This window comes from Lacihabitans soyangensis, from assembly GCF_024343775.1.
GTDB lineage: Bacteria > Bacteroidota > Bacteroidia > Cytophagales > Spirosomataceae > Leadbetterella > Leadbetterella soyangensis.
Genome location: NZ_RJUF01000016.1, coordinates 12,918 through 29,237, shown reverse-complemented (window position 1 = coordinate 29,237; position 16,320 = coordinate 12,918). Strand labels below are relative to the sequence as shown.

Annotated in this window: 14 protein-coding genes; 10 read left to right on the top strand and 4 right to left on the bottom strand. The window is 38.7% G+C overall.

Annotated elements, in window-relative coordinates:
• Positions 1 to 22: 22 nt before the first annotated feature.
• Positions 23 to 1,219: a glycosyltransferase gene (locus EGI31_RS07780; RefSeq protein ID WP_255036642.1), complete on the bottom strand. Its 1,197-nt coding sequence runs from the start codon at positions 1,217 to 1,219 to the stop codon at positions 23 to 25.
• A 149-nt stretch (positions 1,220 to 1,368) separates the two neighbouring features.
• On the opposite strand from EGI31_RS07780, the gene tgt reads away from it, so the two are divergent.
• Positions 1,369 to 2,499, top strand: coding sequence for a tRNA guanosine(34) transglycosylase Tgt (gene tgt / locus EGI31_RS07775; RefSeq protein ID WP_255036641.1), 1,131 nt, complete (start codon positions 1,369 to 1,371; stop codon positions 2,497 to 2,499).
• A gap of 85 nt (positions 2,500 to 2,584) precedes the next feature.
• Here the strand turns inward: tgt and EGI31_RS07770 are convergent, their stop codons facing one another.
• Positions 2,585 to 3,124 carry a hypothetical protein gene (locus EGI31_RS07770; RefSeq protein WP_255036639.1) on the bottom strand — a complete coding sequence of 180 codons (540 nt, stop codon included), beginning with the start codon at positions 3,122 to 3,124 and terminating at the stop codon, positions 2,585 to 2,587.
• Positions 3,125 to 3,360: 236 nt separating this feature from the next.
• Here EGI31_RS07770 and EGI31_RS07765 point away from each other — a divergent pair, with 236 nt between their 5' ends.
• Complete coding sequence (locus tag EGI31_RS07765) at positions 3,361 to 4,083, top strand: hypothetical protein (protein WP_255036638.1); 723 nt, start codon at positions 3,361 to 3,363, stop codon at positions 4,081 to 4,083.
• Here EGI31_RS07765 and menD read toward each other — a convergent pair.
• Positions 4,073 to 5,767, bottom strand: a complete 1,695-nt coding sequence (gene menD / locus EGI31_RS07760; protein ID WP_255036636.1) for a 2-succinyl-5-enolpyruvyl-6-hydroxy-3-cyclohexene-1-carboxylic-acid synthase — start codon at positions 5,765 to 5,767, stop codon at positions 4,073 to 4,075. The genes EGI31_RS07765 and menD overlap by 11 nt on opposite strands.
• Before the next feature lie 178 nt (positions 5,768 to 5,945).
• Between menD and EGI31_RS07755 the strand changes: the two genes are divergently transcribed.
• From EGI31_RS07755 to EGI31_RS07725, 7 genes are all read left to right on the top strand, one after another.
• Complete coding sequence (locus tag EGI31_RS07755) at positions 5,946 to 7,361, top strand: S41 family peptidase (protein ID WP_255036635.1); 1,416 nt, start codon at positions 5,946 to 5,948, stop codon at positions 7,359 to 7,361.
• 133 nt (positions 7,362 to 7,494) lie between these two features.
• Positions 7,495 to 8,562, top strand: coding sequence for a branched-chain amino acid aminotransferase (locus tag EGI31_RS07750; RefSeq protein ID WP_255036634.1), 1,068 nt, complete (start codon positions 7,495 to 7,497; stop codon positions 8,560 to 8,562).
• A gap of 182 nt (positions 8,563 to 8,744) precedes the next feature.
• The gene (locus EGI31_RS07745) at positions 8,745 to 9,224 is read left to right on the top strand and encodes a thioredoxin family protein (protein WP_255036633.1); all 480 of its coding nucleotides are present in this window, start codon (positions 8,745 to 8,747) and stop codon (positions 9,222 to 9,224) included.
• Between the two features lie 116 nt (positions 9,225 to 9,340).
• A complete protein-coding gene (hemE, locus tag EGI31_RS07740) occupies positions 9,341 to 10,360 on the top strand; it encodes a uroporphyrinogen decarboxylase (protein ID WP_255036632.1) in 1,020 nt (339 codons plus the stop codon).
• Between the two features lie 102 nt (positions 10,361 to 10,462).
• On the top strand, positions 10,463 to 12,076 hold the full coding sequence (locus tag EGI31_RS07735) for an OmpA family protein (protein ID WP_255036631.1): 1,614 nt from the start codon (positions 10,463 to 10,465) through the stop codon (positions 12,074 to 12,076).
• A 158-nt stretch (positions 12,077 to 12,234) separates the two neighbouring features.
• Entirely contained in the window at positions 12,235 to 12,630 is a 396-nt protein-coding gene (locus EGI31_RS07730) for a DUF2177 family protein (protein ID WP_255036630.1), read from the top strand.
• Positions 12,630 to 13,397, top strand: coding sequence for a DUF1295 domain-containing protein (locus tag EGI31_RS07725; RefSeq protein WP_255036629.1), 768 nt, complete (start codon positions 12,630 to 12,632; stop codon positions 13,395 to 13,397). Before EGI31_RS07730 ends, EGI31_RS07725 begins: the two co-directional genes overlap by 1 nt.
• Before the next feature lie 31 nt (positions 13,398 to 13,428).
• Here EGI31_RS07725 and EGI31_RS07720 read toward each other — a convergent pair whose 3' ends face one another.
• Positions 13,429 to 13,944: an FKBP-type peptidyl-prolyl cis-trans isomerase gene (locus EGI31_RS07720; RefSeq protein WP_255036628.1), complete on the bottom strand. Its 516-nt coding sequence runs from the start codon at positions 13,942 to 13,944 to the stop codon at positions 13,429 to 13,431.
• Positions 13,945 to 14,067: 123 nt separating this feature from the next.
• Between EGI31_RS07720 and EGI31_RS07715 the strand changes: the two genes are divergently transcribed.
• Positions 14,068 to 16,266 carry a DUF5916 domain-containing protein gene (locus EGI31_RS07715; RefSeq protein ID WP_255036626.1) on the top strand — a complete coding sequence of 733 codons (2,199 nt, stop codon included), beginning with the start codon at positions 14,068 to 14,070 and terminating at the stop codon, positions 16,264 to 16,266.
• Positions 16,267 to 16,320 lie beyond the last annotated feature (54 nt).

Sequence of the window (16,320 nt, the reverse complement as noted above, 5' to 3'; positions counted from 1 at the left end):
TAAAGTATCAAAAGAAATCATCTCACCTCCACTTGATCTTCTTCGGATTGGAGAATAAAGTTATGATTCCGAAGACAAAAAGATAAACTGCATACAGAAAATCGAAGTACGGAATTTTCCAAGATTTTATGGTATTGCTTAGCTTTTTATTGGCTTTGGCCAAAACTATCCATTTGGTTACTAACCAAATACAGAATACAAAAAGTATTAACCGCATCCAATCGTTGAACGGGTACCAATGAGCTAAACCATACTGTTTCAAAAACTCATTGGGTATTCTAGACCATTCCGGTGCTTCGAACCAGTCGGGCCTGATAAAAAATATCGGTACAAAGAAAAACCAAGAGATCAATTCACTCATCCACAAAAGTCCCAGATTTAGTTTGTCTTTGAATTTATATCTTTTACCTACCGACAAATGCCTGCGTTTTTGAACAAACCATTCTGCCCATGTTTCTTTTGGAATAGAGTTTGTGACAGCCTCCTCGCTAATACAAATGGCCACGTTGTCTTTTGTGGCGGCATCATTTATAAACAAATCGTCGTCTCCGCTCAAAAGTCCGTAATGTCTAGTAAATCCATTGTTTTTCCAAAAAAGCGATTTTTTGTACATCAAGTTTCTTCCAACGCCCATGTAAGGCACTTTGGCCAATGCAAAAGACAAATATTGAACGGCCGTCTGAAAAGTTTCATATCGGATGAGGGCATTCAGTGCCCCTGGCATAAACTTATACTTTGAAAAACCAAGTACAATATCCTTTCCAGCATCCATTTGAGCCACCATGGTTTTAAGCCACTGATCGCTTTCGGGTCTACAGTCAGCATCAGTAAACAACAAAATATCATTTTTGGCTTTTTTTATGGCCATAGTGACAGCATACTTTTTTGCCGTAAAATGTTGCGGAAGATCCAAAATTCTCAAGAAACTCAACTTCTTAATATTTCCTTCGTTAGTCAGTAAATAGTCGTAAGTGCCATCACTCGATCTATCGTCGGCCACTAATATCTCAAAATTCGGATAATCCTGATTATCTAAAATTGGTAAAAGCTCTTGTAGATTTTGGAGTTCGTTGGAGGCAGCTACTATGATTGTTACTGGCGGAAAATCGGTTTGAGTCTCAAAATCATTGTGACTAACAAGCTTGGTGAATACAAAAAGCACATACACGAGCTGTATAGCCAATGCTACAAAGAAAATTATGGGGAAAACAAATTCCAATGTTTACGGGGTTTGAATGAAAACTTATGCAAAAATAGTATTCCTTTTTTAGAATCTTTCAAATATGAGTAATTTAAAAGGACACGCTCACAAAACTCCAATTTCAAAAAAGGTTTGTTAATCAGCCCATAAAGCCTGAAATTTGCAAAATGAAATTTGAACTTCAAAAAACAGACAGCCAAACCAAGGCCAGAGCAGGCAAAATAACCACGGATCATGGCGAAATTTTGACCCCCATTTTTATGCCCGTCGGTACGGCTGGAACAGTGAAAGGCGTACATACCAAAGAACTTTTGGAAGAAGTAGAAGCCCAAATAATACTAGGAAATACCTATCATTTATACCTCAGACCAGGCCTTGATATTCTCGAAAAAGCAGGAGGGTTACATAAATTTAACGGCTGGGATAAGCCTATCCTGACGGACTCAGGTGGTTATCAAGTATTTAGCCTTAAAGAAATCAGGAAAATCACTGAGGAAGGTGTTTATTTCAACTCTCACATTGACGGCTCGAAACATTTGTTTACACCAGAGTACGTGATGGACATCCAAAGGGTAATTGGTGCTGACATCATCATGGCTTTTGACGAATGTCCTCCCTACCCTTGCGACCACGAATATGCTCGAAAATCTATGCATCTGACACACCGATGGCTGAAAAGATGTGTGAAAAGAATAAATGAAACCGAACCCAAATACGGACACAGCCAAGCACTTTTCCCCATTGTCCAAGGTAGTGTTTTCAAAGATTTAAGAATTCAATCGGCCGAGTTCATAGCTTCTCAAGACCAACCCGGCAATGCCATAGGTGGCCTATCGGTTGGTGAACCAGCAGAAGATATGTACGAAATGCTCGAAATAGTAAACGGCATTTTACCTGAATCCAAGCCCAGATATTTGATGGGTGTAGGTACTCCAGAGAACATTTTGGAGGGTATAGCTTTAGGAACAGATATGTTTGACTGTGTGATGCCGACCAGAAATGCCCGCAATGGAATGTTGTTTACCACACAAGGAATAATAAACATTAGAAACAAAAAATGGGAAGATGACTTCAGCCCAATAGACCAAGAATTAGGCGGATATGTAAGTACTTTTTACTCAAAAGCTTACCTAAAACACCTCAACAAATGTCAAGAAATGTTAGCAGCCCAAATAGCCAGTGTCCATAATTTGAGATTTTATCTTTGGCTGGTAGGCGAAGCCAGAAACCACATTTTGGCCGGTGATTTTGCCGAATGGAAACCTCTGGCTATTAAGAAATTAATGCAAAGACTTTAGGGAAAATTTCTTCCCAAGATTGAAAGTGATTTTCATAAAAAAAGGAGCGTTCGCTCCTTTTTTTATACTCAGTTTATTTCAAAAATTATTTTTTTCTTAACCAAAATCCCAACCAAAGGCCTATGGCACCCCAACTTACTACCGCATCGAGCAAATCAATAAGGGTTTTGGTTTGGAACCATATAGAGTTGACATAAGTGACTGACAAATAACCTATTAATCCCACTGACAAAGACGAGAGAACAATGGTTTGAAAACTTGCATTGCCCATTTTCTGTATCATGAAAACCAAAAGAAAAACAGCTAATAAATCTACAACCAAACCTCTTACCAAATTCATAGTCATGGCAGTGCTCATGGCTTTGTGATAATAAATTTGAGCCCAAGGCTTACCATTGTTTTCTTCCCATTGTTTCTGTACGTCCTCAGCAGAAGTACCTGGTGCTGAGCCTGGCAAATAATAAAAACCTTCCTCTAGGTTATCACCTAGATATTTCAAAATCTCAGTTTGTTTAGGTGTGTACTGTTGAGAGTTAGAATGTAGATTTACAGCTGACCAAGAAATAAACTGCCAAATAAACAAGATAATTGCTCCGACTGAAACGCCGATAATAGTTTTTTTCATTTTATGTAAGGGTTAGATGTTCAAATAAATCCTTCCAAATTTAATAATTAATTTCAAACACTTGTTAGCTTTCAGATACTTTTTATTCCTTACCAACACCTCGTTTATTTGATAAAATATCCAATTTTTAGTCAATAAGTCATGCAAAAATTGCGTTAATGGTAAGTTAAAGAAAACATTCATGAAATGTAAATCCAAAAATTGCCTTTACATTTGAACCAAATAATACAACAACAATGAAGAAAATAAGCACTTTTATTTTAATGGCCATATTACCGTTATTTGCCGAAGCTCAAACAGCAGCTGAAGTGATTAACAAATTTCTTGCTGCCGTAGGTGGCGAAGACAAAATTTCGTCTATAAATACTTTTCAATACAAAAGAGCATATAAGGCCAATGCAGCTACCGATTTTAACGAAGAAGTAACCATAGCGAGCGATGAAAATAAATTTTCAAGGAAAAAATCCATTTTAGACAGAGACTTTTATTATGTTTTGAATGGAAATGCTGGTTGGCTGAAGATTCCGATGGGTAGTCGTGACAAAGCTCCTTCATACACTACCAAAGACCTCAATGACAAAGAGAAAGGGGATTTGATGCTCGAAGTAAAGGATGGCTTAATGCCATTTTATAATTTTGAGGACAAAGGCTATAAACTCGTGGGATCAGTTGTAGATGCCACGGTTGAGGGTGCCAATACCTCGAAATTGACCTTAGAAAAAACTGGCATCAAAAGAGAATACTTTTTTGATAAATCAAATGGAATGTTAGTAAGGGAAGTGTGGATTATTAACGGTGTAACGCATACACTGGACCATAAAAAATATGCTGACACCAAGCTTGGAGTTAAACTTCCAGTAGAATCGACCTACATCAACACCAAAGATAAAAAGGCTACGGCGGTTAGTACGGAGTGGGTTCTTGAAAACCCAACACAAGGTGTTTCTTTTATAAAATAAATCCTGCCTTTAAGGCTTTAAATATTTCGGCGTCCGCTTGGCCGTCGGTAAAAACCTCAAGAAGGGCGGCTCTCGGGTCGCCCTTTGTTATTATTTCCAAGCCCTCGGCCATCTCAATCATGTTGGTAGCTTTTAAATATCGAATACCTGATTCCATCGCCAAACTTTCTGCCGTGCGGGTTTGTGAGGTAACAAAATGACTTTCTAACTCATCTTGTTTTGAGGGACCATCAATGATCCTGAAGATATTCCCACCACCGTTGTTAATCATGACTATCCTTAAATTTTGAGGCAATTCACCAAAAAACAAGGCATTGCTATCATAAAAGAAAGAGACATCTCCTACCAAACAGACAACGGTTTTTGTAGTCTTTAGTGCCTGACCGATGGCAGTGCTAACGATTCCGTCTATTCCACTTGTACCCCTATTGGCACTTACTTCGAATCCTTCTTTAGATATTCCACCCAGAATATTGGCATAACGAACCGGCATACTGTTCCCCAAATGCAAGACAAAGTCGGCAGACAGACTTTCTAACAACATAGCAATTGCCTTGAGCTCTCCAAAGTCCACATTATTTAGAAATTTATTTAAATATCTTAATGAAACTTCCTTTAGGCCACTCCATTCCAGAAAATAGTCATTTTCTTCTTCCTCATCTCCAGTTTTGAGTTTTTGCAAATCTGTGGTCTCGAGCAATTCCTTGAAAAAATACTTAGCCGAAACCTCGATTTTATGACTAATGGACTGTGTGGGGTCTATGAGGTCAGGATGAGGTTGTATATGCCAGTGATAGCTTGGTTTATGGTTTCTGATATATTGCTTAAAACCCTTGGAAATAAAAGACTTACCCACCGTAATCAATAAATCAGGTTTAAGATTTTGGGCTTTGGATAAAAAAACATCGTGACTACTTATTTTTTCTTCCACACCTACATTTGAAATAATATCCGCCAGCACCACCACACCTTCTTCCACTGACAATCCACTTAATTCCTCATTCAAATCCTCCGAATTTTGGCCAATCGCAATCAATTTTCGTTCTGATTTTTGCCAAATATCAAGCAAATCTACCCATGCCTCTGATGACAATACAGCCTTTTGGGGAATAAAATAAACCTGCTGAACAATCGGAAAAACCCGTTCATTTCCCTCCGGATAAAAAGGTTCTCGAATGGGTACATTTACATGCACAGGGCCTTTGGGAACAGACTGGCAAAGATGAATAGCTTCATTGGCTAATCGCTGCATTTGCCACTGTGCATCTTTGTGGTTATAATCTACGGGCAGATTATACGCTTTCTTAACATGTTTGCCATAAATATTTTCTTGAAAAATAGTCTGACCGTCGTATTGATGAATCCACTCGGGTGGCCTATCTGCCGTAAGAATTAATAGTGGAATTTCCTGAAAATAAGCCTCCGCTATGGCTGGAGCGAAATTAAGTGCCGCTGAACCCGACGTACACACCAAGGCAACTGTGTCACCTGATTGCATGGCCATTCCCAAAGCCACAAAAGCCGCCGAACGTTCATCCGCAATAACTCGTGTCCTTATTCTGGAATTTCTTGCAAAAGCCAAAGTAAGTGCTGCACTTCGGGAACCCGGACAAATGATGGCATCACTTATACCATGTAATGCACACAATTCTACAATATTATACAGCGGTTCGAGCAAGGGCATTTTTCAAGAATATTTTTTACAAAGTTAAACTTATAGACTGTTTTGTTGTTCAAAAAGCGTAAGAAATACCAAAAGGTCTTGACTTTTGTTTCGTTTTTCTATAATTTCCATCTTTAATAAAAAGACGGAACAACTTTTGTGGTTAGTTTTACGTATAATTGAAAAACACATTTATCAAATGAAAATCAAATATTGGGGTTTTATTTTATTGGTTTCAGTCTCATTTTCCTGTAAAAAACTCACTGAAGTTTTTCCAAAAACTGAGGACACCACCAGCACCACCAACCCAAACGCCGAGGTAAATGGTTGGATATATGACACCATGAAAAGTTATTATCTCTGGGAAAATCAACTTACTGCCAAAGCAAGTACTAACAACAAATTGTCTCCAGCAGATTATTTCGAGTCATTGCTTATAAAACCAGGTGAATTAGATAGATTTTCTTGGATTCAAGAAGACGTGGCAGAACTAACAGCTTCATTACAGGGTGTAAACAAAGTGGTTGGAATTCGTTTTACACCTTTCTACTCCAACACTGCCAAAACCAAAGTGGCACTTTCTGTAGCCTACGCTTTGAAAGGCTCACCAGCGGACAAAGCCGGTTTAAAGAGAGGAGATTTCATTGTGAAAGTAAATGGTAACGAGTTAACCCCCGAAAATTACAATGCTGCTTTTTCAACAGATAATCTGAAATTTACAATGGGTGACTACAATGGTTCAGAAATTATCGCCAATACGAAAACGGTCGATGTTGTGAAAGCAGAAGTACAAACCAATCCTATCCAGCACTATTCTATTATTGAAAAAGGAAATAAGAAAATTGGATACTTGGTTTATTTACAATTCCTTACTCAGTTTGATTCAGACATAAGAAATGTATTCAAAGAATTCAAAGCCAAAGGAGTAAACGAATTGGTCCTCGACTTAAGGTACAATGGTGGTGGCTATATTTCTTCATCAGATATTATCAGTTCGCTAATAGTTAAAAACCTGAAACCAGGTACTTTAATGAGCAAACAAGAATGGAATACTGAACTAACAAAAGCTTACAAAAGCAAATACGGCAACGATGTATTTGATACCGATTGGCTTAATGAACCTAACAATTTGGGTACCTTGAATAGAGTTTTTGTTCTTACTTCCAAAGGAACAGCCTCAGCCAGTGAGTTGATCATAAACAACCTAAAACCTTATATGGATGTAATATTGATTGGTGACAATACCTATGGTAAAAATGTAGGTTCTATAACTTTATCTGACGATAAAAAAAGATGGAAATGGGGAATGCAACCGATTGTTTTGAGAACCGTTAACTCTTTGGGTCAGTCAGAATATGGTGGTAAAGACGGTTTTACTCCAAACTTTAAAGTTGCAGACAATGCTATACCATTCTTACCTTTTGGAGACGAAAACGAAACTTTGCTTTCAGTAGCCATCAAACAAATTACAGGTATATCTGCTAATACAACCAATGCAAATGCACGTGTAAAAGGTACAAAGAAGGTAGACGTTCTGAACACAGCCTATCCACTGGATAATCCCAAACTGGAAATACGAGATATGTTTGTTGATAAACTGCCCGGTCAGAAATAAAAAAACTAAATTTAAATGCCTGAAAATCAAATTCGGGCATTTTTTTTGCCTTATTTTTTTAGAAAAATTACTTGCTTTGACAACTAATTTAAAAAAAATAAATAACTTGCAAACTCTAATATAACAAGGTACAATGGAAACGGCAACAATGAACATCAAAATCAGGCGAACTGAGCAAAGCAGAATTAATCAATTAGACCCAAACAATATTGCGTTTGGTACACTATTTACCGACCACATGCTGGTTGCAGACTGCGTCAATGGTGTGTGGCAAACTCCTGAAATTGTGCCTTATGGCGACATCGCCTACAATCCAGCACTGGCGTCGCTGCATTACGGCCAGTCTATTTTTGAGGGGATGAAAGCTTTCAAAAACGAAGACGACGAAGTGTTGATGTTTAGACCATTAGAAAACTTCAAACGTTTTAATATATCAGCCGAAAGAATGTGTATGGCTCAGGTACCGGAAGAAATCTTCATCGGTGGTTTGGAAGAATTGTTAAGAATAGATGCAGCTTGGGTACCCAAAGGCGAAGACAACTCTTTGTATTTGAGACCTTTTATGTTTGCAAGTGACGTGTACTTGGGCGTAAGACCTTCTCAAAACTACAGATTCATGATTATCATGAGTCCTGCGGGAAAATATTACTCTACACCACCCAAAGTAAAAGTAGAGACTGAGTTTATCAGAGCTGCTCCGGGTGGTGTTGGATATGCAAAATGTGCTGGTAACTATGCATCTTCACTTTACCCTGCTAAACTGGCTGCCGAGCAAGGTTATACCCAGTTACTTTGGACGGATGCCATAGAACACAAATATTTTGAGGAGTCGGGCACTATGAACGTTATGTTTGTCAAAGAAGGCAAAATAATAACACCGGCAGTAAGTACAACTATCCTGAAAGGTATTACTAGAGATACGCTTATTCAGTTGGCCAAGTCTATGGATATTGAAGTTGAAGAAAGAAAAGTACCCGTAGTTGAAATAATCGAAGGTATTGCGGATGGCTCTGTTACTGAGGTTTTTGGAGCAGGCACTGCGGTAGTAGTATCTCCCTTCGCAGCTATAGGCTTTGAAGGCAATGATTATGTTTTGCCAGCCATTACTCACGATTCGGTCTCAAGTAAATTAAAAGATGCCCTTAATGCAATAAGAACTGGAAAAGTAGCTGATACTTTCGGTTGGGTTTGGAAGGTTTAAATAGTCTTTTTACAATAAACAGAAAAGTCTAGTATTAAAAATATTAGACTTTTTTTTATTCACAAACAACTAAATACCAGTCACTTACAAATTAAGAAGTACAGTTTATTAAGTTTTTTTACACTATTGGCATCCTATGGCAGGGTTTTTGACCTTCCGTAAATGAGTAAAATTCAAAAAAAATGAAAAAACTTGTAGCTTTTTTAATAATAACCGTAACCTTCGTTGGGTTATCTTCTTTCAAGGCCATTAAAGCCAAACCAGTCGGATTTAGTTTCTACAAAGGCACTTACGACAACATGATAAGAGAAGCTAAAAAGCAGAGAAAGCCTATCATTCTAGATTTTTGGGCTGCTTGGTGTGCTCCTTGTCAGAAACTGGACAAAGAGACCTTTTCGGACAAAGAGCTGGGAAATTATTTAAGCCAAAATTTCATTGTATACAAAGTAGACATTGACACCTTTGATGGTATGGAAATAGTAGACCGATTTGCCGTAGACGTTTTTCCTACGATGATAGTATTTGACCCAAAAAATGGCCAAATAGGAAAATTTAAAGGTTTTTATCCTCCGGGATATTTGCAAAAAGAACTTGAGAAAATACAGGCAAAACATAACTTGTACCCTGTAAGCACACAAGATGGATTAGCTATTAACAGATAAAACACTAAACACACAATAAAAAATCTTGCCCCTTTTGGGGCATTTTTTTTGCACTGCGTTTTATCTTTTCAATCAAAAAAACATCCAAAAGACAATTATCTGCGTAATTTTGCGATATGAAATTACAGAACGATTTATTGCTTAGAGCCGCTAAAGGCCAACAAGTAGAGAGAATTCCGGTTTGGATGATGCGTCAAGCAGGAAGGATATTGCCGGAATACCGAAAAGTGCGAGAACAAGCCGGAAGTTTTATAAAACTGGCCACTACACCTGAAATGGCCGCTGAGGTCACCATTCAACCTGTTGATATTTTAGGAGTTGATGCAGCCATCATATTTTCTGATATTTTGGTGGTTCCAGAAGCCATGGGATTACCCTATGAAATGATAGAATCCAAAGGGCCCATATTCCCGGAAACAATAAAATCAAAAGCTGACCTTGATAAGCTTTCAAAAGGTAATCCAGTTGACCATTTGGTTTATGTTTTGGATGCCCTTGATATTGTAAAAAAAGAGTTAAACGGACGAGTACCCTTGATTGGTTTTGCCGGTGCACCGTTCACTATATTTTGCTATATGGTAGAAGGTCACGGCTCAAAGACCTTTTCAAGAGCCAAAAAAATGATGTATTCTGAGCCAGAATTGGCTCACGCCTTGCTTCAGAGAATTACAGATGCCACCATGGCTTATCTTAAAGCTCAAATTGTTCACGGGGCAGATATCGTTCAAATTTTCGACTCCTGGGCGGGTATACTTTCACCTGAACAATATAGAGAATTTTCATTACCTTACATTGCACAAATCTGTGATGCCATTGATGAGGCTCCCATAACGGTTTTTGCAAAAGGAGCATTTTTTGCAAGAGAAGAAATAGGAAAAACAGCTTGTAATGTGGTAGGTCTGGATTGGAACATGGACATTGCCGAATCTCGTAAACTAATACCGAACAAAACTCTTCAGGGAAATCTAGACCCATGTGTGTTATACGCACCAACATCCGAAGTGGAAAGGCACACCAAAGCCATGCTCACGGCATTTGGAAAGCAGAATTACATAGCCAATCTTGGTCATGGGGTTTATCCTGACACCGACCCAGACAAAGTAAAATGCTTTATAGAAACGGTAAAAGCCTTCTAGGGTAATTTTTGCAAGAAATTTCCGTTTGATACTTTAAAACAAAATTCGTTTTTTTGTATTAAACATATATCGAAATTCGGGCTTTACATTACCAATTCACCCATGAGAGTTCTATTACTGTTTGTCTTTTTCATAAATTCATTTACATCATTTGCCCAAAAAGTAGAAACACTTGGTGGTGCGGTGAACACCGAATATAGCGAAATTCACCCATTGATAGCCCCCGACGGACAAACCCTTTATTTTGTAAGAGTTAGCCATCCGTCTAACAACTATGGCAAAGACGGTAGTAACGACGTGTGGTTCTCAGACCTCATGAGCGACAAACGTTGGGCTGTTGCTCGCAAAATGGCCAATACCATCAACAAAGACCGTTATAACGATTTGTTCAGTATAACTCCAGACGGTAACACAGCTCTTATAAGAGGCGTTTACGCCAACGGCCGCAAAACCGATGAGGTTGGAATCTCGATATGCAAAAAGAAAGGAACCACTTGGGGACAACCCAACAAACTGGACATACCGAAACTAGACGCCATGGTGAAAGGACAGTTCCTGACGGCGTTTTTGAGTAATAGCGGAAAGGTATTGATCTTGGCATTTAGCGAAAAAAAGAATTCAAAAGAAGACGACCTGTACATCAGCCTTTTGGATAAATCAGGAAAATGGTCTAAGCCAGAGAGTTTGGGCAGTGACTTGAACACCTCGGCTTCTGAAACCACCCCATTTTTGGCTGCTGATAACAACACACTTTATTTTGCTTCTGACCGAAAAGGTGGCGAGGGTGGCTTTGATATATGGGTGAGTAAACGAAAAGGTAAATCTTGGACTGGCTGGAATAAACCAGTGAATCTCGGAAAAGATATAAACTCTGACAAAGACGATATGTACTTTTCGATAGAAGCCTCTGGTGAATTTGGTTACATGTCGAGTAAAAACAAGGCCATTGGAAAGTCTGACCTATTCAAAATCAGGCTAAAAGAAGAGATAAAAAAAGCATCTGACGATGCGGCACTTACGGCCTCAAAAAATGCAGAAACTAAAGAAAAAACAGATAAAAAGGATGAAACTCCGATACTTGCTCCTACGCCGACGATACTTTTGAGTGGAGTTGTAAAAGACCAAAAAACAGGAAAACCCGCTGAAGCAAGAATAATATACGAAGACCTCGATAGTGGAGAAGAACTCGGAGTAGCAGACTCAAATCCAGTGACCGGGGAATACAAAATTTCTCTTCCATATGGCAATAGATATGCCATAAGAGCCGAAGCCAGAGACTTTATACCCGTCTCAAAAAACATAGACTTAACCATCCAAGGAGGATTCAAAGAGATTAAAGACCTCGACTTGGCCATAGCTCCTATTCAAACTGGTGTAACTGTACAGCTTTACAATATTTTCTTCAAATTTGGCCAAGCAGCTCTTGAGCCAGAATCGTTTTTTGAACTCGACAGAATGATAGCCGTTATGAACCAAAACCCTACGATGGTGATTGAGGTTCAAGGACATACCGACAACGTGGGTTCAGAAGAGGCCAATTTACGACTTTCACAACAAAGAGCTGATGCCGTTAGAGATTATTTTGTCTTGAAAAAAATAGCGATGGACAGGGTAAAAAGTGTTGGATTTGGTGAATCTAAACCTATAGCCTCAAACGCTACCACAGAAGGCCAAGCCAAAAACCGTAGGGTGGAATTTGAGATTAAAAGGAAGTAGTTTTGCAATTTCCTTGAAGTTCCCGAACTGTATTTTTGCACATGGACTAATCACCCTCTTTAACCATACCTATTAAAAAGATTCTTACAAATCTTTAAACAGAAGTAGCTAATTTATAGTATATTGAACATATTTTTCAGCCTAAAAACCAAAAGATTATGTTTAAGAAACTATTTTTTATTTCGGTTCCAGTTTTCTTCATTTTAGATATGCTTTGGCTAGGCTTGGTGGCTAAAAGCTTTTATGCCAAGCAAATTGGATTTATGATGAAATCTGAGGTAAACTGGACAGCTGCAATCATATTTTACCTGATTTTCTTGGCGGGATTAACCGTGTTTGTAATTACTCCAGCGGTAGAAAAAAACAATTGGAAAGACGCCTTACTTTATGGTGCTTTTTTCGGACTTGTAACTTATGCAACCTTTGATTTAACCAATCTAGCCACCATAAAAAACTGGCCACTAACGGTGACTATCGTCGATTTGATTTGGGGTATGGTGCTATCTGCATCGGTGAGTGTTATTACCTTTTTTATCGCTTCAAAAATTCGCTAATGGCACATTTTATCTACCTAGCCATCATATTGTTTGTTTACATGAGCGGTTGTTTCGTGTTGGCTTATTTCAAAAAAAGAAACGATATAGCCGATGTGGCATGGGGACTGGGATTTGTCCTGATGGCTTGGAGTTCTTATTATTTTTCAACTACAAAAACATCGTTTTCCATATTTACCAATGTCTTGGTCAGCATCTGGGGAATACGCTTGGCTTGGCATATATACGCAAGAAATAAAAACAAAGCAGAAGATTTCAGATACTTGGCGTGGCGAAAAGAATGGGGTAAATGGTTTGTAATTAGGTCATTTTTTCAAATTTATATGCTTCAAGGCTTTTTTTTATTTATCATTAGCATTCCTGTAATTTTAATAAATAGAACCGAAACTCCAGAAAATAATATACCGATCTGGTTAGGTGCTTTTTTATGGCTGATTGGTTTTCTCTTTGAAACAATCGGCGACGCCCAGTTGGCCAACTTCAAGAAATTGAATAAAGGAAAGATTATAGAAACAGGATTGTGGAAATACACACGACACCCAAATTACTTTGGAGAGGTTTTACTTTGGTGGGGAATATGGGTGATGAGTATATGTAATTTTCAGAACTTTTGGGGGATTATTGGCCCCATAACTATCAACTATTTGATACTCTATGTGTCGGGAGTACCTATGTTGGAAAGGAAATATGTGGGGAACAGTGATTTTGAAAATTATATAAAAAGAACAAGCAGGTTCTTACCTTGGTTTCCAAAAAATGACCAATAACCCTCTTGAGGCTATCGGTCATAGTTTTGTATTAATGCTGTACGCCACCTTCCCCATGGACGTGTCCATGGTCAAGTTCTTCAGGAGTTGCGTCTCTAATGCCAATAACTTTACCTTCAAACTTTAGAGTCTTTCCTGCCAATGGATGGTTAAAGTCTACCTGGACGGTGTCGCCCTCCACGGCATAAATTCTACCCGTGATTTGGCTTCCGTCGTCATTGGTAAATGGCACGAAATTGCCGATTTCTAACAAATCAGCTGGTACTTCGCCATTCTCTATCTTAAACATATCCAATGGAAAGTCGGCAACGTCTTCTTCAGAGAAATCTCCGAAACCTTCCTGTGGCCCCAATTCGAAGTCAAACTCCTCTCCTACCTTTAGTCCGGCCATTTTGACCTCAAAATCCACTGGAAGGCCACTGTGACCCGCTAAATACACCATAGGTTGGTCTTCGCCCACCACTTCAACTATTTCGTAGTCATCACCATCACTCTGAATATACAACTCATACGTAATCGTAACTACTTTCTTTTCAGATATTTGCATTTTTTGATTGATTTTTTAAAAGTAGATAAAAATACGATTTTTAAAGATGAAGGTCTCCACCAGTAAAGAATATTAAGCTACCTTTGCGGTTTAAAATTTTACAGCAAAACTACGAATAAATTTATGTCAAAAAATTATTTAGGCCTTTTAATGCTCTTCTTGTTGGTCTCTAAAAGTTTTGCACAAAAGAAAAACAACGACTTCAATTACTACATAAAAAAAATAGACAGCAAAATAAAAATTGACGGAAAATCAGACGACGCAGCATGGGCAAATGCTCAAATTGCCACCGATTTCTATCAGGTTTTGCCCATGGACACCAGCATGGCCAAAGTAAAAACCGATGTGAAGTTTTGCTATGATGATAAAAACCTGTATGTGCTTTTTATTAACTACAACTACGTAAAAGGCTCCAACATGGTAGAGTCTATGAAACGTGACTGGAGTTTTGGAAAAAATGACAATGACCTTCTTTTCTTTGATACTTTCAACGACCTCACTACCGGTTTCTCATTCGGTTCGAACGCCCGCGGTGGCCAGTGGGACGGCCTCATGTCTGGTGGTTCTTCGATAAATTTGAGTTGGGACAACAAATGGCAGTCCGAGGTAAGTTTCGATGAAAATCAATGGACTTGGGAAGCGGCCATTCCTTTCAAAACTTTGAGATATAAAGAAAATGTAGGTACTTGGGGCTTAAACTTTAGCCGATTAGACCTAAAAACGACCGAAAAATCGTCTTGGACGCCTATTCCAAGGCAGTTCCCTACGGCTTCATTGGCATTTACAGGCAATTTGGTATGGGATACCCCACCACCATCTCCAGGTGCCAATATCAGCGTAATTCCATTCATTACCACCGGAATCAATAAAAATCACGCTGCAAAAACCGATGCAAGGGGAGAATTTGGAGCGGGATTTGATGCCAAGTTTGGCCTGACTTCTTCTCTTAATCTCGACCTAACTGTACTACCCGATTTTTCTCAGGTAGAGGTTGATGTTCAACAAACTAACCTAGATAGATTCGAGTTGTTTTTCCCTGAAAGAAGGCAATTTTTTATAGAAAATGGTGATATTTTTAACAATTTTGGTTCAGCTAGTTTACGTCCTTTTTTTTCAAGAAGGGTAGGCTTAGACGCTCCAATATATTATGGTTCGAAAGTATCAGGAAAACTCAATGAGAACTGGAGAATCGGCGGCATGAATATGCTCACAGGTAAAAACTCCGAGGGAGTGGCTGGTTCAAATTACACCGTGCTTTCAACCCAAAGGAAAATCTTCAAAAGATCCTACATCGGAGCCATTTTTGTAGATAGAGAAACTACCCTCAAAAAAGGTAAAGACCCAAAAAGTACCTTAGCTGATTTCAACAGAACCTTTGGTTTGGAGTATTACTTGGCCTCCGCAGACAACAAATGGTTGGGGAAAGCATTTGCATTTAAGACTTTCTCGCCGGGAATTGAAGGACGAAATAATGTAGCCTCCGTGAATGTTTCGAGAACCAATAGAAAATATATTTTATCGTACACAGCTGAGTCTGTAGACATGGACGTAAGAGCAAACGAGGTGGGCTTTGTACGCCGAAACAACTACGTACACTCCAAACCAGAGGCTTCGTACTTGTTTTTCCCAAAAGGCGGAAAAGTGCTTTCTCATGGTCCGAGTGTTATGCTTTCTTATTATTTCTCTCAAAACTTATTGGAGAAAAACGAAAATACGAATGTGATCTTTTACAAGTTTAACCTCCGAACACAAGGAACTTTCACGGTTTGGACAGCTACGGATTTTGTAAAACTAACGGGTAAATTTGACCCCACAGGTTATAAAAAACAGTACTTGGACTCGGCTCAAGTACACACTTGGAAGTCGTGGGGAACCATGTTTACCTCTAAGCCACAATCTGTATTTACTTATGGCTTTGAAACAAGATATGGTGGATATTATGCTGACGGTAAAAGACTTAGACTCGATGCAGAAGTGGCTTATAGATTCCAACCTTATGTTTCAATAGCCTTAAAGAGTAACTTTAACCAACTAACTTTTGAACAAGATAAACGCCTACCAGAAACATTAAAAAAGACGACTCACAATCTTTGGCTTTTAGGGCCTCGGTTAGATGTTACGCTATCCAACAAGATGTTTTTCACGAACTTTATGCAGTATAATAACCAAACGAATAATTTCAATATCAACACCAGGTTTCAGTGGCGTTATAGCCCGGCGTCTGATTTGTTTTTGGTATATACCGACAACTATTTTGCAGATACCTTTGCACCAAAAAACAGGGCAATTGTGTTAAAGTTCACTTACTGGTGGAATGTGTAGTTCGCCTTGAGCGAAGTTGATGGGGTTAATTCTCACCCAGAGCTAACTCGAAGG